Source organism: Pseudomonas sp. MYb193 (assembly GCF_002966775.1).
Classification (GTDB): Bacteria; Pseudomonadota; Gammaproteobacteria; order Pseudomonadales; family Pseudomonadaceae; genus Aquipseudomonas; species Aquipseudomonas paracarnis.
This window is the reverse complement of record NZ_CP023269.1, coordinates 4,832,495-4,850,310: the sequence shown is the minus strand read 5'-3', so window position 1 is coordinate 4,850,310 and position 17,816 is coordinate 4,832,495. Positions and strand designations below refer to the sequence as shown.

Annotated in this window: 10 protein-coding genes; 8 read left to right on the top strand and 2 right to left on the bottom strand. The window is 61.0% G+C overall.

The annotated features are described in order from the left end of the window. Positions 1–97: 97 nt before the first annotated feature. The 8 genes from CLM72_RS22195 to CLM72_RS22160 all read left to right on the top strand — a co-directional run bounded on the left by CLM72_RS22195 (position 98) and on the right by CLM72_RS22160 (position 10,818). A complete protein-coding gene (locus CLM72_RS22195; protein WP_105228182.1) occupies positions 98–1,600 on the top strand; it encodes an efflux transporter outer membrane subunit in 1,503 nt (500 codons plus the stop codon). After that, positions 1,597–2,769, top strand: coding sequence for an HlyD family secretion protein (locus CLM72_RS22190; protein ID WP_105228180.1), 1,173 nt, complete (start codon positions 1,597–1,599; stop codon positions 2,767–2,769). Before CLM72_RS22195 ends, CLM72_RS22190 begins: the two co-directional genes overlap by 4 nt. Further along, complete coding sequence (locus CLM72_RS22185) at positions 2,762–4,306, top strand: MDR family MFS transporter (RefSeq protein ID WP_034128563.1); 1,545 nt, start codon at positions 2,762–2,764, stop codon at positions 4,304–4,306. Before CLM72_RS22190 ends, CLM72_RS22185 begins: the two co-directional genes overlap by 8 nt. A 461-nt stretch (positions 4,307–4,767) precedes the next feature. Further along, complete coding sequence (locus CLM72_RS22180; RefSeq protein ID WP_054898387.1) at positions 4,768–5,544, top strand: DUF3050 domain-containing protein; 777 nt, start codon at positions 4,768–4,770, stop codon at positions 5,542–5,544. Beyond that, positions 5,541–5,888, top strand: a complete 348-nt coding sequence (locus CLM72_RS22175) for a DUF4437 domain-containing protein (RefSeq protein ID WP_034128561.1) — start codon at positions 5,541–5,543, stop codon at positions 5,886–5,888. The genes CLM72_RS22180 and CLM72_RS22175 overlap by 4 nt, the downstream gene beginning before the upstream one ends. Before the next feature lie 24 nt (positions 5,889–5,912). Beyond that, positions 5,913–6,842 carry a diiron oxygenase gene (locus tag CLM72_RS22170; protein ID WP_105228178.1) on the top strand — a complete coding sequence of 310 codons (930 nt, stop codon included), beginning with the start codon at positions 5,913–5,915 and terminating at the stop codon, positions 6,840–6,842. Between the two features lie 12 nt (positions 6,843–6,854). Then, positions 6,855–10,331: an amino acid adenylation domain-containing protein gene (locus CLM72_RS22165; protein WP_105228175.1), complete on the top strand. Its 3,477-nt coding sequence runs from the start codon at positions 6,855–6,857 to the stop codon at positions 10,329–10,331. 19 nt (positions 10,332–10,350) lie between these two features. Beyond that, on the top strand, positions 10,351–10,818 hold the full coding sequence (locus CLM72_RS22160; RefSeq protein ID WP_034128559.1) for an SRPBCC family protein: 468 nt from the start codon (positions 10,351–10,353) through the stop codon (positions 10,816–10,818). A gap of 143 nt (positions 10,819–10,961) precedes the next feature. On the opposite strand, the gene CLM72_RS22155 is transcribed toward CLM72_RS22160, so the two are convergent. Both CLM72_RS22155 and CLM72_RS22150 read right to left on the bottom strand, forming a co-directional pair. Continuing rightward, positions 10,962–15,917: a hemagglutinin repeat-containing protein gene (locus CLM72_RS22155; RefSeq protein ID WP_105228173.1), complete on the bottom strand. Its 4,956-nt coding sequence runs from the start codon at positions 15,915–15,917 to the stop codon at positions 10,962–10,964. A 121-nt stretch (positions 15,918–16,038) separates the two neighbouring features. After that, positions 16,039–17,754: a ShlB/FhaC/HecB family hemolysin secretion/activation protein gene (locus tag CLM72_RS22150; RefSeq protein WP_105228171.1), complete on the bottom strand. Its 1,716-nt coding sequence runs from the start codon at positions 17,752–17,754 to the stop codon at positions 16,039–16,041. Positions 17,755–17,816 lie beyond the last annotated feature (62 nt).

Genomic DNA, 17,816 nt, shown 5'->3' with positions numbered 1-17,816 from the left:
TTGTCCCAATCGAAACGATGGTTGTCTGGAACTCGGGAGATGCGCAACCCGTTGCTCTCTTACCCTGCGTCTCTACTTGGCATTCTGGATTTCTTCGATGGGTTCGCCTTCTCTTTTCCCACGGCATTGCCGTCTTTCGCTGCTTGGCATGGCGGTGGCGTTGTTGGCGGGTTGTTCGTCCTGGGTCGCCCATACACCGGCACAGCCACATCCGGAACGCATCAATGCCCTGAGCCACCTGCCCCAAGGTGTCTCGGACCAAGCGTTACCTGAGCGCTGGTGGCAGTTGTATAACGATCCGCAACTCGATGCGCTGGTGCAACAGGCGTTGCTGCACAACCGCGACCTGGCGGCGGCCCAGGCCCATGTGCAAGCGATGCTGGCCGGGATCCAGCAGGCCGATGCCGAGCGCTGGCCGTCCACCCAGGCGTCATTGGGGGCCGCTTACGGCAAGACCGCCGATGACCAGACGCTGGCCAAGGCCACCGATAGCCATGCGCCGTCAGAGTGGGCATTCAACCCAGGCTTCGAGCTGGCTTATCAAGTGGATGTGTGGGGCCAGGTTCAGCGCACCATTGAACGTGCCCAAGTGCAAACCGCAGCGGCGCAGGATGCCGAGGACTTGCTGCGCATCACGGTCGTGGCGCAAACCACTCGCGCCTATGTGAATGCCTGCGCCCTGGGGGCGCGTGCCAAGGTACAGCGCCATTCGTTGGACGTGGTCGGGCATAGCCTGGCGTTGACCGATCGCCAGCGCCAGGCCGGTGTGGTGACTGACCTTGAGTACAACCGCATGCAAGCCCTGCAAGGCGAAACCCAGGCCCTGTTGCCGATGCTGGAGGCGCGCCGACAAGCCGCGCTCTACGAATTGGCCATGCTGACCGGCGTCGCTGAACTGGACCAAGGCTCTGGCGCCGCAACCTGTGAAGTGGTGCCCCAACTCAATGCCGAGTTGCCGGTGGGTGATGGCTGGCAACTATTAGCGCGCCGCCCCGACATCCGTCAGGCCGAGCGCGCGTTGCAGGCGGCCACGCTGCAAGTGGATATCGTCCAGGCCGACCTGTACCCCAAGGTGACCTTCGGCGCTTCAGTGTCCTCCTCGGCCAACAAACCCCATGAGCTGGGGGACAGCAGTGCGGTGATGTTCGGCATCGGCCCACTGATTACCTGGCAGTTCCCTAATTGGCAGGCCAACCGCGCGCGGGTCAAGCAGGCACGGGCACTCGAGCAGGTGGAGGTCGCGCAGTTCGAGGCCAGCGTCCTCAAGGCCCTCAAGGAGGTGCGCCAGGCCCTGGCGTTGTACGACGGCGAACGGCAGCGCCACGCGGCCTTGAGCCGGGCGCTGGACAGCAGCCGCCAAGCCTACAAGTTGGCCCAATTCAACTACGACGCCGGTTCTATCGACTTTCTCGACGTGCTGGACAGTGAGCGTGAACTGATCCGCTTGCAGGCCACGCGCGCCGACGCCGATGGCCAGTTACTGCAACGCCAGATCGGCCTATTCCGTGCCCTTGGCGGCGGTTGGCAGTCCGGCGCCGTCGATACCCCGGCCGCTGCGCCCACCCACGCGTCTATCCCTTCTTCCGGTACCCAGCCATGAATATCGCCGTTGATGAAAAAACTGCTGTCCAGGACGAGCAGGAGAATGTGCTCGAGCAACTCATGCATGCGCGTAAGCAACGGCGCAAAAGAAACCTGATCCTGCTGGGCGGCGCCGGGTTGTTGATCGCGGCGGTGGTGTTCGGCGTGTACTGGATGACCGTCGGCCGCTATCTGGAGCAGACCGATGATGCGTATGTGCGGGCCGACTGGATCCCCATCAGCCCGAAAGTCTCAGGCTACGTGGCCCAGGTTATGGTAGAGGACGATCAGCCGGTCAAGGCGGGGGACGTGCTGGTACGCATCGAGGACCGTGACTACCAGGCCCGCTTGGCACAAGCCCGCGCAGAACTGGCCGAGACCCAGGCCTCGGTGGCAGCGCAAGAGGCCAACTTGACAGTCACGGACAGCCTGATCGCCCAGCAAAAGGCCGGGGTTGCCCAGGCTGAGGCCCATGCTCGCAGTGTGGCCGCTGAGTTGCGCCGCGCAAGCCTCGACCAGCGTCGCTACGAAGGCTTGGTGCGCGAACATGCTGCCAGCGCGCAGCGTCTGGAAACGGCCGCCGCCAGTTACACCCAGGCCAATGCTGCGGTGGAAATTGCCAAGGCGATGCAACGCCAGCAGGAAACCCGCTTGACCGTGGCCATCACCCGCCGTCAACTGGCCCAGGCTTCGCTCCAGCAGCAGATAGCCCGCCGCAGCCAGGCCGAGGCGCAGTTGAACCTGGCGACGCATGCGTTGGAGGACACCTTGATCCGCTCACCCATCGACGGCGTGGTGGGGCAGCGCAAAGTCCGTACCCGCCAATACGTCGCGCCAGGGTTGCCACTGCTGGCGGTGGTGCCTTTGCAGCAGGCTTACGTCGTGGCCAACTACAAAGAAACCCAATTGCGCGATATGCGTGCCGGCCAACCGGTGGATATCAGCGTCGACAGTTATTCGGGGCGCAAGCTCAAAGGCCATGTGGTGAGCTTCTCGCCAGGCTCCGGGGCGGTGTTCGCACTGTTGCCGTCGGACAACGCCACCGGCAACTTCACCAAGATCGTGCAACGCTTTCCAGTCAAGATCGTCATTGATGAGCATGACGAAGGCGGGCCCATCCTGCCGGGCATGTCGGTGATCACCACGGTGGACACCCGCCCAGATGAGCAGGGCGCTGCACATGACTGAAGCGGCTGAAAAGAGCGTCTCCTTTCGCGCCTGGGTGGCGGTGATCGGGGGGCTGTTCGGCTGTTTCATGGCCGGCATGAACGTGCACGTGACCAGCGCCGCGCTGCCGGAGATCGAAGGCTCCCTGGGCGCGACGTTCGAGGAAGGCTCGTGGATTTCCACCGCCTACCTGGTCGCGGAAATCGTGATGATCCCGCTGACCGCCTGGTTGGTGCAGGTGTTCTCTCTGCGACGTGTGATGCTCGTGGGCTCGTTTGTATTTTTGGTGGCGTCCATTGCCTGCTCCTGGGCGCCCAACCTGGAAGTGATGATCATCATTCGGGTAATCCAGGGCGCTGCCGGCGCAGTGCTGATTCCCTTGTCATTCCAGCTGATCATCACTGAACTGCCGCCCAGCAAGATCGCGATGGGCATGGCCCTGTTCGCGCTGTCCAACAGCGTCGCCCAGGCCGCCGGGCCGTCCATTGGCGGCTGGCTGACCGATGCCTATTCCTGGCGCTGGATCTTCTACCTGCAACTGGCCCCCGGCATTCTCTTGCTGCTGGCGGTAGCATGGTCGATCGATGCCAAGCCCATGCAGCTAAGCCTGCTCAAGCGCGGCGACTGGGGCGGGATCATCGCCATGATCGTCGGCCTGGGTGGCTTGCAGATCGTGCTCGAAGAAGGTGGCCGCAAGGACTGGTTCGGCTCCGATTTCATTGTATGGATGTCATTGATTGCCGGCGTTGCCTTGGTGTACTTCGTGCTGTCGCAGTTGTATGGCAGTCGCTCCTTCATCAACCTGCGCCTGCTCAAGAGCTACAACTTCGGCGTGGCCAGCGCAGCGATGTTCATCTTTGGCGCGGCCACCTTCGGCCTGGTGTTCCTGGTGCCTAATTACCTGTCTCAGTTGCAGGGCTACAACGCCCGGGAGATTGGCATCAGCCTGATCGCCTACGGCATGGTGCAACTGGTACTGGCGCCGTTCATGCCGCGCCTGATGAAGTGGCTCAACCCGAAACTGATGGTCGCCAGTGGCTTTTTCATCATGGCCCTGGGGTGCTATCTCGGCGCGCACCTGGACGTGGACAGCGCCGCCAACGTGATTATTCCGTCCACCGTGGTACGGGGCATCGGGCAGCCGCTGATCATGGTGGCGCTTTCCGTGCTGGCGGTGTCTGGCCTGGCCAAAGATGAAGCCGGCTCGGCCTCGGCCTTGTTCTCCATGCTGCGCAACCTGGGTGGTGCCGTGGGCACTGCGGGCCTGACGCAGATCGTGGCCATGCGCGAGCGTTTTCACTCTGAGCGGGTAGGGGAGTCGATCACCCTGTTTTCCCCGTCCTTTCAGGAGCGCCTGCGCGCCAGCATGGCCGACAGCGAGGCTTTTATCTTCAACCAGCTATTACCCGCTCAGCAGCAGGTCCTTGAGGGCTTGATCCACACCGTGCGTCGTGAGGCGTACCTGATGGCCTACAGCGATGCGTTCTATGTGTCCTGTATTGCTTTGATCTTGTGCGGTGTGGCGGCCCTGGCATTGCGCCAATCAGCAAAGAACTGAACTCGTTACTGCCCGCAGGTAATACGCGGGCGCTTATCAGCGCTAGAGGGAACTTGAATGGTAAAAAGGCGAATGGCCGCGTTCATAGACTAGTTAATTGCTAACTTAGCAATTCCGTACAGTTTGTTTGCACTCCCTTGAGGGGTGTTAGCCAACTATTGCCTGGCGAAGTTGATCTTATTAACTTCGGTCGGGCTTCTGTTGTTGTAGGTTTTATAACTTGGAAATAAATTGTATTAATTTTCCAAAAAACACTTGCTGATCATCATGAACTTCCTCTAAGTTTCGTCTTGCTTCGACGGCTGACCTTCGGGTCACGGAAACATAACCGTACAACTTAATTGAATAAGACTCTAGCACTGGCCAAGAACGGCGAGGCAGGCCTGCTTATGCCTTAAAAAAAGGTAAGCGGGTATCTCTCGAGTGGTCAGCGTTAACTAAAGCCTGATAAGGAGCGCAACATGGAAGATAAAAAGACGCTGTTGAACGCCAAGAAAGTAGAGCTGGGCAATCATCGGATCTTTGCTGAAATCAATTCGCTGCCGGTCCTGCGCGCCTTTATGGAAACCCATGTGTTTGCGGTGTGGGATTTCATGTCCCTGGCCAAGCGCCTGCAACAGGACCTCACCTGTACTCGCCTGCCTTGGCTGCCCCCCGTGGACCCGGCGGCCGCGCACCTGATCAACGAAATCATCCTGGGCGAAGAGTCCGACCAGAACTTGCAAGGCGGTCACTACAGCCACTTCGAACTCTACCTGCATGCCATGCGCGAAGTCGGCGCCAGCACCGACAAGATCGAACACTTTGTCAAATTGATGCGTGAAGGTGTCGATCTGAAAACGGCCTTGAGCCGTTGCGGTGCAGGCCTGGCAGCGTCGGCTTTCGTCACTGACACCATCGAAACCGCCATCAACGCTTCCACCCACAGTGTGGCTGCTGCGTTTTTGCATGGCCGTGAAAGTGTCATCCCGCAGATGTTCCAGCGCATTCTGGACGATTGGGATATCACCGCAGACGACGCGCCAACCTTTCGCTATTACCTGCAGCGCCACATCGAAGTCGACTCGGAAGACCACGGCCCGGCGGCAGAAAGCCTGTTGGCGCGCCTGGTCAATGGCGATGCGCAGCGTCAGGAAGAGGTCTACGTATCGGCTATCGCGGCGGTACAAAGCCGCCTGGCGTTGTGGGACAACCTGCGCGTGGCCATGGGCGAAACGGTCAGTGAGTGCGTGGCATGAACTTCGAAGTGATCGAGGCCGACCAGGCCCAATGGTTTGAGGTGACCTCTGAACGCGGTATCACGCTGACCGTCTTCAAAGACACATTGGACCCTGTTACGAAAACCGGAGTGCGTACACGTCTGGTACGTTTTCACCCTGGGGGCGGCACCCGTGAAATCTATACCCATGATTATCACGAAGAAGTGTATTTGATTGAAGGCGACCAGACAGAGCAGGCCAGTGAGGGGCGCCCGGAGAAAACTTACCGCGACGGTAGTTACTTCTTCAGGGCCGCACACACGGAGCACGGGCCGTTTAATTCGAAAGACGGATGCCTGTTGTTTGAAGTGCACTACTACTGAGTATCATGAATAAAGGAAGTAGTCATGAGAGCTGAAGCATATCAATCGTTTTCCGAGTCGTGGGAGGAAAGGGCGACCATTCGGACGCGCCCGAGACGACGCTTGGAAGATGACGAAAAGTTAATATTTCCGGCCAGTCGTCAACCATTGGTCATGAGCGCTACCTTCATGCAGGAGTGTAGTCACTTACAGCATTTTGTTCTCGTTCAGAGCTTGTATAAGTTCATTAATGATGTGGTGATTTTCGAAACCGAAATTGTCGACAAGACCGCCAGGAGCATTGCGAAAGATAACTTCGCTATCCGCTTTCCGTTTGCGTGCCGTTACGACGCGATGACCGTGGTCGTCGATGAGGACTATCACGCGCTAGTGGCGATGGACTACATGCAACAGACCATCGAGTTGACGGGCATCGAACCCATCACCTTGCCAGCGGAAATCGAGCTCAGCCGTTCAATCCCCAAGGCATTGGCCATGGCGCCCGCGCACCTCAAGGCTGCTGTCGAGCTGATCTGCGTGGCCATTGCCGAAAACACCCTGACCAACGATGTTGCCGCGTTTGCCCGCGACGACTCGGTCAAGGCATCGGTCAAGGGGTTGATGGCCGACCACTTGGCGGATGAGGGTCGACATTCGGGCTTTTGGGCCAAGTTGACGCGCATTTACTGGAATACCGCGAGCGAAGAGGACAAGCGTGTGCTGGCCTCGATCATGCCGGTGTTCCTGGGTGAGTACCTGACCAACGAGATCCAGCAGGGGTTTGATTTCGCGCTGATCGAGCAACTGCCGGTGAGCCCCAGCGTCAAGGCGGCGTTGCGTGAAGAGGTCGAAGGCATGAGTTTTCCGATCACGCCGTCTCACCCGCTGGTAGGCAACATCGTCCGATTCTTCAAACACAGCGGCCTGCTCGACGCTCCCTGCATGCAGGAAGCGCTCGCCGATTATCTGCGCTAGAGGACAACTTCGATGAGACATCTTGATATCGTTTTGTGCGGGCGCAGCCATGCGCTCGCCTGCCTTACGCAAGAGTTGGAACAGATGGGGCACACCGCCCGCTTGTTGACCAGCGATAACGCCGTTGAGCTTTGCCAGTTGTCGGCGCCGGACGTGCTGATAGACGACGCCAGCACGGCGCAACTCCCGCACTATCCGTCGTGTCATCACCTGTCTTTGCGGGCGCAGGCTAACGATGCGAGTGATGTTTTCGCGCCCCTGCAGGTGGACTGCCTGTGGCGTCCTGGCGATGGCGACTGGATGCTGCTGGGGCGTCGTGAAGTCAGCGCCTCCCTCGCCGGCAACGGTGCCGACCGGGCACGTGAAGCGATCGCGCAAGTGGTAGAGATGGCCAGTGTGCACATCGGGCGTTTCTCACGCAGTGCTGACTATCTTGAGGTGCCCCGTGAGCCGGTGCAGGCGATTGACCGCTTGTCGAGCCTGACCCTGCTGGATGGCCTGGCCTGGCGCCATCGCCACAATGCGAGCGCTAATATCGGCATTCTGGAGGAGGCCAGGCGCCCCTTTGTGCAGCGCTTGGCCGATAGCCTGTTGGCCAACGCCGAGCGCAACGCCCTGAAAGTGCAAGGGCGGGGTATGTCCTATGCGCAACTGCACGCTTATAGCGTTGCGATCCAGGAACGCTTGCAACCCTTGCTTGAAACCTCGACCCCAGGGTTGACGGTGGTCGGCATCTCGTTGCCCAAAGGCACTGCGCTCTATGCAGCGATCCTGGCGGTGATTGGTTGCGGTGCGGTGTACCTGCCGTTGGACCCGAACCATCCTGTCGAGCGCCGTGCGGCCATCCTCAAGCATGCCGGTGCCAGCCTGCTGATCCAGGACACCGAGGCAGACAACCCGCTACCGGGCCTGGCTACCCTGGATATTGGCCATCTGGACTTCTTCCACCACGGCGCCAAGGGCTACAGCCGTGTCGCCCTGGCCCCGGATCAGAGCCTGTTGCGCGTAGCGCTGCACGGTTCGGCACCCTGTGTGGCGATCTACACGTCCGGCACCACCGGCCAACCCAAAGGCGTGTTGCTCACAGTCGACAACTTGAGCCACTTCTGTGCGTGGTATGCCCGTTATGTGGAACTGGACCGCCATAGCCGTGCCCTGCAGTTCTCGACCATCAATTTCGATGCATCGCTGCTGGATATCTTCCCGACGCTGATCCAGGGTGGCGAGTTGATCGTGCCCACCGAAGACCAGCGCCGCGACCCGGTGGCGCTTGCTGAATTGATCCAACAGGAGCAGGTCACCCACGCCTTTTTGCCGCCGGCTTTGCTCAGCATCATCCAGCTTGAATCGCTGTACGGCATGCAGCACTTGGTGACGGGCGGCGATGTGTGCGAACCCCACGTGATCGAACAACTGGTGGGCCATTGTGCACTGCACAACATCTATGGCCCCACCGAGACCACGGTGCTCGCCACTTGCCGTACCTTCCAACGGGGGGACAACAATCGCAACCTGGGCGTACCGATTGCCAATACTGCGATTTACCTGCTGGATGAGCACGGCCAACCGGTAGGCGAAAATGACAGCGGTGAAATCCATATCGCCGGGCCAGGGGTGGGCGCCGGTTACCTGGGCGCCTTGCAAATGACGGCCGAACGCTATCGGCTGCACGAGTTGCCCGATGGCCAGTGGGTGCGCCTCTACCGTACCGGTGACCTGGCGCGCTGGACCGAGGAGGGCATCCAGATCATCGGGCGCCTGGATAACCAGGTGAAGATCCGCGGTTTTCGGGTGGAGCCGGAAGAGATCGAACACCTGCTGCAATCGAGCCAGTTGTTCCGGCAACTGGCGGTGGTCATCGATCACCAGCGCCGCATCCTGGCGTTTTTCTCTCAGCCTCAAGAGGGCGAGGGCCAGGCGGCCAGTGAGCAGTTGCAGGCCTATGCGCTCAAACATTTGCCCGACTACATGCGCCCCAGCGCCTATTGCCTGCTGGACCGGTTGCCGGCCACGGCCAATGGCAAGGTCGACCGCAAGGCCCTGAGAGACCTGCCGGTCAACTACAAGACGCAAGGGCCGCGCCTGGCGCCCCAGAACGCCACCCAGGCGCAGTTGCTGGAGCTGTGGTCCAGGCTGCTCGACTTGCCAGGGCCGGACATTTCCGTAGATGACAGTTTCTTCAATCTGGGTGGCCATTCGATCCTGTTGTCGCAGATGCTCATGGGGATTCGCGAGGCGTTCGGCAAAGGAGTCTCGATCAACCGCTTTATTGAACAACCCACCTTGGTCAACCTCGCCAACCTGATTGACCAGGACGTCGAGGCCACTGCTACGGTCAGTCCCCAGGCGCTGCAAGACGCCATGATCCGGCCTGAGCTGGAGGTACTGCCCATCAGTCGATTGGGCAACATACATAAAGTCATCGTGACCGGCTCCAACGGGTTCCTGGGTGTGCATATCGTCGAGGCCCTGCTGGAACTGGGCAGCACCGAAGTGGCGTGCCTGGTGCGCGAGTCCGGCGGCATGAGCGCGCAACAGCGCTTCGAGGATGCGCTGATCCAGAACCGCCTCGAACATCTGGACCTGAGCCGGGTCAAGGTCCTGGCGGCGGATATCAGCAAGCCGCGCCTGGGGTTGTCCGAGCAGGACTATGAATGGCTGGATCGTGAATACGGCGTGTTGATCTACAACGCGGCCAACGTCAACCACGTGCTCGACTACGAGTCGCTGGTCAAGGACAACGTCACGCCGGTGCTGGAATGCCTGCAATTGTGTGAAGGGCGCAGCAAGAAAATTTTCAACTTCATTTCCACCCTGTCGGCCTCCAGCACGGTGGACGAGCAGGGCCGGGTATTGGAAGAACCGCCTGCCTTCACGCCGCCCATCTACATCCGCAATGGTTACAACCTCTCCAAATGGGTAGCTGAGCGCATCTTGTGGAACGCCAGTGAGTCGGGGGTGTGGGTCAATCTCTATCGCCCTGGAAACATCGCGTTCAATACGCGAACCGGCGTGTGCCAGCCCCATCAGAACCGTTTGATGCTGATGCTCAAAGGCTCCTTGCAGCTTAAGCAAGTGCCCGAACTGGCGCTCAACTTCGACCTGATGCCAGTGGACTTCCTCGCACGCTTCATTGCGTTTCACGCCAGCCGTCATAACCGCACCAAAGCGGTGTTCAACTTGCACAACCCGCTGCCTTTGACATGGGCTCACTATCTGGAGGCGTTCCGCGCGGCCGGTCACGATTTCCAGATGGTCCCGGTGACACAATGGCAGCAACGCCTGTCGGCCATCGACAGTGATAACGCGTTGTTCGGCGTGGTCGGTTTTTACCTCAATGGGTTTGAAGAAGACATTGGCGATATCTCGATGATCGAGTACCGCAATGCACTCTCAGGCATCCAGAGCATGGGCGAAGACTACCCAGCCAAGAACAGTGAGTTGCTGCAAAAAGGCTGTGACTACCTCAAGCAAATCGATTTCATCTGAACAAAAAAGGAGCTTACCCATGCAACATTTTGAACCCGATACCCTGGTCCGTAATCCAGTCGGCAACCCTGTCGTCGCCAGCGTCAGCGTGAATGGCGATGCTCGCAGTGTGTGGAATGTCGTCGGAGATTTCGCCGGTTTCGCGAAGTTTATTCCGGCCTTGTCCCATATCGAGATGACGGGCGAGGGCGTGCGCTCGGTACGCAAGAAGCTGTTCAAGGACGGCAATGTCGTGATTGAGCAACTCAACAGCCATGACGATCAAGCCATGACCATGACCTGGTCGCTGATCTACACCTCGCTGAACATCGGTAACCTGTGGGCGCTGATGGAGGTGGTGCCACAAGGCCCGAACCAGAGCCTGGCGACCTGGACCATCATTGGCCAGCCCTACACGGGCGGCAAGGAAGACGTACCGGCGTTTGAAGCTTTCCTGCAAGGCTTTGCCGATGACGCGATGAAGAACGTACAGGCGCTCTTCAACTGACATAGAAAGAGCAGGCGGAGGCTGATTCCGTGGCGAGGGAGCTTGCTCCCGTTGGGGCGCGAAGCGACCCTGAGAATAGGACTGCTGCGCAGTCCAGCGGGAGCAAGCTCCCTCGCCACAGAAGCATTCTGCTGTTTTAAGCGTTAGTTGATGGCCTGATCAATCCCCGCCTGCAAGGCCTGGCTTTCACTGTGCCCACCCGCTCGCAGCGGGCCCAGGTTGAAGGCTTGGTCCTTGCGCGTGGCGTCGTCGTGTTTCTGGGTCAGTTCGTCCTTGGCACCCAGGGCCAGGTTGACCGGTGACTTCGAAACGTTCAGCCCGACATCGGCGCGGTAGTCGCTGCCGGCCAGTGTGGTTGCCGTCACCTTGGAGCCACCCAGCTCAACCTTGCCATTGGGCGCACTGATCCGTGCGCCCGTGAGCTGGGTATCACCCTTGACCTGCAGGTTGACGCCGTGGCTCGCGCGAATGCCTGACGCCTGGGTGACGCTGTCCTTGGCCACATGGCTGACATCCAGATACAGAGTCGGGGTGTAGCTGGTGTTGCCGCTCTTGTCGCCGAACAACACGCTTTCGGCGGTATTGGCCACCTTGCTGCCGGTGGTGTCTTTGCCACTGACGGTGTAGCTGTCGCTGGTTTTTGGCCAGACCTTATCCTTGAAGCCAGACAAGCGCGTGCCCAGGGCATCGGTCTTGTCTGCCAGGTAAGCCTTGGCCTTGTCCACGCGAGTACCGAAGGCGCCACGGGGTTGCGGGTTCACGTCGTAGCTGCCACTGCGGGTGAGTTTTTCGCCCAGCCGCTCCTTGGCATTGACCACGCTGTTGACCACGCTGTCCTTGGCCGAAGCCAGCTGCCCGGTGCCTTTATCGACGACGTTCTCCAGCTTGTCGCGATGCTTGTCGAACGCGCCTTCAGCCTTGGCTTGTACCTTGTCCTTCAATGGGCCGCTGGCTTTGGCCAGCTTATCCACCACCCCCGGCTGGTTTTTCTCGACATCCAGCCTGGCGTCGACATTCACCTGGGTGCTGTTGACCTGGTCCTTGCGGCTTTCGACGACGAGGTCGCCGCCCACCGTGCCATGCACCTTGTCGGCATCGATACGCGCTCCGGCCAGATGGGTATCGCCGGCACTGTTGAGGGTGACGTCGCCCGCGGTGATCACGCTGTTGTGCTGGGTGGTGCCTTGCAAGTGATCCACATCGACCTTGACCCGCGCATTGATGCCGCGCTGGGTCTTGGGTGTCTCATGTTCACCGGCGTCGGCCAAGGTGGTTTTGCCGACGCTGCCCCCTGCGCCCAGGGTGACGCCCCAGTTGCCACGGGCCTGGCTCGATTGCGCAGACTCTTGCAGGATGCCGCCGTTTTGCGCATCGAGGCTAACGCTGGCTGCGCTGACCTGAGTGCCCTGCAAGTGGATGGCATCGGTTGCCTCAGCGCCGCTGGCGAGGCTGACCTTGCCCGTGCTGTGCAACTGCCCGACGACGGCGCTCTGGTCGTTTTCCGCTACTTTGCCAATGTTGAAGTTGGCGCTGAGGCTGCCGGTCTTGCTGCTGCTTTCGGCGCTGCTGGTCTTGCCGGCACCGAGGGTCAGGCCGCCGCCCAGGTTGCTGCCGTTGCTGACGTGGCTATCGGTGGCGGCTTGCAGGTTTAGCTTGCCGCCGGCATTGAGGCTGATATCGCCAGCCTTCGCGCCCGTACTGCCGATCTGCGTGCCTTGCAGGGTCATGTCAGCGCCGCTGCTGAGCTGCACGGGGCCGCTGCCCTGGATGGTCGCGACCTGGGCCTGGCTGTCCTGGGTGTCCAAGCGTTTGTTATCCAACTGCACGCCGGCACCGAGGTTGACGTTGCTGCCATTGGCGCCGGGTGCGGTGCCCACCGTCAGTGAGCCGTTGCCGCGCAGCGTGCTGCTGTTTTTGCTCTGGGTGTTGGTGGCCTGGTTGAGCGCCAGCTCACCGCCGGTCTTGAGGTTGACCCCGGCCTGGCCGCCGTCGAACTGGCTGCCTTCATAACGGGCATCGCCCTTGGCCTCGATGCTCACGCCTTGGCTGGCCATATAGCTGCCGACCACCGCCGTGCTGGTGGATTCGCGCACATCGCTGCTGCCGCCCAGGCCACTCCCGCGCACGTTCAGGTCTTCACCGGTGGTGGTATAGACCCGTACGCCAGCCTTGGCGTCCACGCCTTGCTCGCTGCTGCTGTGGGTGTTGGCCGCTGCGGTGGCAACGTGCTCGCCCGCCTTGATGTTCAGCCCGCCCTCGGTGGCGCGGTACTGGGTGCCCTCGTCCTGCAAGGTGCCGGCCGCATTGATCTGCACCGTGGCGCCGCTGAACTGGCTGACCACGGCGGTGCTGTCCTGTGTTGTGCCGGTTTTGTTCGTATGCCCGACTTCCACGTCCAGGCCGACATTGGGTTGCTCGAACGCGTCCAGCAAACCGGGTTGATGGAACTTGGCCTGGGCCACGCCCTCGACGGCTTTTTCGATCGGGCGGGTAATGCCTTTGTATTCCACATTGGCGCCGACATCGGCGGTCCAGCCGTTTTCCTTGTGGGTGCTGGTCTCGGTGGAATGGGCAGCCTGGTTGTCGATCTGGCCAGCGTTGACCTGCAGCCCGGCGCCGGCCTTGGCCTGTGCTCCCTCGCTGGTGAAGGTGTTGCCAGCGTTGATGGTCAGCTTGCCGGCCGCGGCCACGGTGCTGGTTTGCGCGGTGGTTTTTTCAGCGGTGTCTTGGCTGCTTTGGTGGCTGAACTGAGCGCCACTGCCTGCCCGATCAATGCCGCCGGTGTAGTAGAAACTGCCGCCGGTGGCGGTTTTGTCGACGGCTTCGGTGCGCTTGTCGTGAGCGGCCAACAGCTCGACGTTTTTGCCGCTCAGGCTGGCATCGCCTTCGGTGGCCTGGAGGTTGGATCCGGTGATGCTGACATCGCCTGCGGCGTTAACCGCCACACTGGCGCCTTTAAGGCTGGAAGCCTGTTGTTGCGTGGTGTCGGTCTTGCGGGTTTGCTGCTGGTCTTCATAGCTCAACCCCGCACGGTACTGGCGGCTGACACCCTCGGTTTCCTTGGCGTAGCTATCGAAGCCACGGGTATGGGTGCGGGTGGTGTCGTGGGTGGTGTTCTCGGCGGCAACGACCTTGATATCGCCCTTGGCATCCGCTTGCAGTTCACCCGCGGCGGACACCTGGGAGCCACTGACGGTGATGTCCTTGGCACTTTGCAGCTTGAGGTTGCTGTCCGAGCGCAGGTTGCTGGCAACCACGGTGCTGTCCTTGAGGTTCTTGCGGCTTTCGTCCTTGGAGATACCGAAGAACTTGCTGTCATTGCTGTAGCGGTTGTCGTGGGAGGTGTCCTGGACGCCGTCGATCACCAGCGAGCCTTTGTCGCTGATGACGCTCGCCTCTTTGCCGCCACGGGCCTGGCTGCCGCTGATGCGCACGTCGTCGGCCTTGACGATCAGCTTGCCGTCGGCGTTGACCTTGCTACCGGTGTTCGACGTCTTGCCCTGGTTACCGTCACCTTGCTTGCCGAAGAAGCTGCCACCGGTGAGGTCGCCGGAGTAGGCATTGTCGCGGCTGCTTTGGGTACGGCTGGCGCTGGCGATTTCCACGTGCCGGGCGGCCAGTTGAATATCGCCGGGGGTTTTCAGCTCGGCGCCTTGCAATTGCAGCTTCTGTTGGCTGGTCAGTTCCAGTGTCTTTCCGGCCTTGAGGCTGCTGGTGATGCTGCGTTGTTCGCTGCTGGATTTATCCCAGTTGGCTTTCCACAGGTGCTTGCGATGGTTGCCCTGGTCGCGGGTTTCATGGGTTTCGGTGGCGGCGTTAACGTGCAGGTCGGCACCGCTGTCGATGCGCAGAGTGTTGCCCGCTTCCACATGGCTGGCTTTGATCTCGGTGTTGGCGCCGGAAGACAGCGCCGCATCCTGTTGCGCCACAACCTTGTTGCCGTGCTGGCGCGAGTCTTTGTCGGTGGTGATGCGGTCGTAGGTTTCGTAGGTGAACAGGAAGTTGCTGTTGTCCCACTGTTCACGCTTTTCCTGGAGCTTGCGGCTTTCCAGGCTGCTGAGGGTCAGGTTGCGGCTGGCGTCGAGTTTGACGTTGCGCCCGCTCACGTCGGTGGCGGCCAGGTTCAGGTCCTTGGCGCTGTGCAAGTCGACATCGCCCTGGCGGCTGTGCACGCCAGCGCGAGTGGCGTCGAGGCTGTCGGCACGCACCTGGCCGCTGATATCAAGGTCGCCGGCCGAACTGATCTTCACCCCGTCAGTGCCTTGCACCTCTACGCCGCCCACGCGTACACCGGCGCCTTCGGCGGTGCTGATGATATTGATGCGCCCGGCCTGCATGGCGCCGAACAGGCGCGCGTCGATGCGTTGGTCCTGGGTCTTGCTGGCCGGGTCCACCTGGCGCACTTGGCCACTGGCGAAATCGACCTGGTTGCGGCCGACGGTGAGGTTCAATTGATCGCGGGCACTGAGGCGACCTTCGCTGTCGATGCGTGGCGCGATCAGGTTGATGGAGCCTTCACGGTTTTGCAGGCCTTGGCCCTGGATCGTCAGTTGGCCGTTGGCATCGCGGGTGCTCAAGGCTTGCAGCTTGCCGTCGTTGAGTTCAGGGCGGCCCACCACCAGGTTGGCATTGGGCGTGTTGATGAAACTGCCGCCATTTACCGAGATACCGTTAGGGTTGGCCAGCACGTAATCGGCCGCCTGGCCAAAAACCTCCTGGGCGCCGTTGAGGGTCGAGGCGTTGCGGCTGATCACTTCGTTGAGGATCACGCTCGCCGCCTGGCCCTGGAACTGCGGGTTGGCCGCCAGCTGCCCGGCAAGTTGGGACTGGCCGGCCTGCAAGGCGTTGTTCAACACTAGGCCCTGGCGGTCGACGTTGTAATCCAGGAACTGGTTATGGGACAGGCCACCGGCGTTCGGCGCGACGATGTTGACGATGGGTACGCCGCCCTGGTTTTGCAGTTGCGGCGTGCCGCCAGGTCCTTCAACGACGGTCAAGCCTGCGGCGAGCGCGAGCTGCGGCAGCAGGAACAGGCTGGCGATGGCCCAGCGCAGTTTGCCCTGAGGTGAAAGGTGGAAGCTAGGTGAAGTAGTCGGCATAAATAATCTCGCTCTGTGTTGGCTGATCCACGACGCGCGTTGTTCGTTGCAGCGCTGCTGGGGGGGGTCAGGTACGGCGGTGACTCAGGCTAAAAACAGGTGTTGACTCATCGGTGCACATTCATATCTGCACGCTAAGGCGCGTCAGCCAGACCTCCGGCTCCTGGCGAAAACCTGTGGGGGTGTTGAGGTTGCGTTGGTAGTCGATGTCGAGCTGTACGTTCTTCCAGCTCAGGTTGAGCCCCGCGCTGGCGCCGCTCAGGCGTTGGCTCTGGGCGCCGTGTTCGTGCTTGACCCAGCCGTTGTCCAGGCCCAGGCGCGGGGTGAGCTTCACCGGCAAGTCAGTGTTGAGCGGCAGGCGCAAGGTGTTGCGCCAGACCGCGCCAATGGCACCGGAAGTACTGTTTTCGCGGTAGCCGCGCACGGCCGAGTCGTCGGTGATCAGCAGCTGTTCGATGGCGGGCAACGCATCCGGGCTGTACTGCACCGACAACTGGCTCTGCCACTGCCATGGCTGCGCTGCCCATTGGCCGTTGCGCCATTGGGTGAGGTTGGCGCGGTACTTTTGAAACTGCGCCTTGGGCCGGTTTTTCTGCACCTGGTCGGCATCGCGATCGGCGCCGAACCAGGTCAGACCCTGGGCGTAATTGACGTCCAGGTTCCACACCGCGCTGTTGAGCCAGAACAGGTTCAGGCCCGCTTCGGCTACGGTCAGCGTGGGGCTTTGGATGTCCAGGTGTACCTTCTGTAGGTAGCTGTCGACGTCTTTGTAGGCCAGTTGCAGGTTGGCGCTGAGTTGGTGGCCCTGGTCGCGCCACAACACACGGTCGCTACGCAGGCTGACCTGATCGGTGCGGCCACTGTTGTAAAACGTGGTGCGGCTGAGTTTGAACGGCGAGCGGTATTCGGCATGGCTGGCGAACAGGCTGTAGGTCCAGTAACCGTAGGGGATCGAGTAGAACAGGCTGTGGCTGCGGCTGTAGCGCGGCCCATGGTTGAGCGTGTCGCTGAAGCTCAGGTTGAGCGAGTCGTTGATTTGCAGCGGGCTGTCCAGGCTCAAGTTGATCGCATTGCGATCACGCCCGGTGCCGGCGCTGCCGAGGTTATCCACCCCCAGGCCCAGGGCCCAGCGCGAGGCACTGCTGCGCGAGCGCAGGATGATGCGCGACGCGCCCGCTGTGCTGCCTGGGGCGACGTCGGCGGTGAGGTCCACCGAGCGCAGGCGGTTGAGCTGGTCCAGGCCCTGCTCCAGGTCTCGCAGGTTCAGTGGTTTGCCGAGCATCCCGGGGAATGCCCCGCCCAATGACACCGGCAGGCTCTGGTCGGCCAGTTCGATAGCCTCCAGGTAGCCTTCTTCGACGTGAATATCCAGCGGTTGCCCGGCGGCGGGCGCGCTGATCAGGTAGGGGCGGCTGGCGATATAACCGGCCTCGACATACAGCCGCGTAATCTCGGCCAGCAGGCGGTTGATCTGGGTGACGCCCATGCAAGGCGCCACGTAGGGCTCGATGTGTTTATCCAACTCGGCACGGCTGAACAGCGTGACCCCGGCCAGGCGCGTACCGCTCAAGGGCCAGCAGCGTTCGTCCTTGGCGATGTCTGTTGGCAAGGCCGGTGTGGCCGCTGGCGTACCGAAACTGCCACGTTGCATCTGGCGTTGGCGTTGCTCCAATTGTAATTGCTGCAGGTCGCGTTGCTGTTGCTGCTGCAAGCGCAGGGCTTCCTGGCCTGGCTGCGGCGCCTCGGCGCCAGCCACGGGCAGCGCCCACAGGCAGAGCAGGGCGATGCCCAGGTTCCGGGTACAACTCAAGTGTCCGGTTGAGAGCTGATTTGGCACTCGACATCCTTAACGTAGAAATACACACGATCCACACCGCACGAGCTAAACCTTGAACTCAG

What these genes read in the sequence shown, in the direction of transcription:
- CLM72_RS22160 (WP_034128559.1), top strand. Translation starts at nt 10,351, where the DNA reads ATGCAACATTTTGAACCCGATACCCTGGTCCGTAATCCAGTCGGCAAC.
- CLM72_RS22175 (WP_034128561.1), top strand. Translation starts at nt 5,541, where the DNA reads ATGAACTTCGAAGTGATCGAGGCCGACCAGGCCCAATGGTTTGAGGTG.
- CLM72_RS22165 (WP_105228175.1), top strand. Translation starts at nt 6,855, where the DNA reads ATGAGACATCTTGATATCGTTTTGTGCGGGCGCAGCCATGCGCTCGCC.
- CLM72_RS22170 (WP_105228178.1), top strand. Translation starts at nt 5,913, where the DNA reads ATGAGAGCTGAAGCATATCAATCGTTTTCCGAGTCGTGGGAGGAAAGG.
- CLM72_RS22190 (WP_105228180.1), top strand. Translation starts at nt 1,597, where the DNA reads ATGAATATCGCCGTTGATGAAAAAACTGCTGTCCAGGACGAGCAGGAG.
- CLM72_RS22185 (WP_034128563.1), top strand. Translation starts at nt 2,762, where the DNA reads ATGACTGAAGCGGCTGAAAAGAGCGTCTCCTTTCGCGCCTGGGTGGCG.
- CLM72_RS22195 (WP_105228182.1), top strand. Translation starts at nt 98, where the DNA reads ATGGGTTCGCCTTCTCTTTTCCCACGGCATTGCCGTCTTTCGCTGCTT.
- CLM72_RS22155 (WP_105228173.1), bottom strand. Translation starts at nt 15,917, where the DNA reads ATGCCGACTACTTCACCTAGCTTCCACCTTTCACCTCAGGGCAAACTG.
- CLM72_RS22180 (WP_054898387.1), top strand. Translation starts at nt 4,768, where the DNA reads ATGGAAGATAAAAAGACGCTGTTGAACGCCAAGAAAGTAGAGCTGGGC.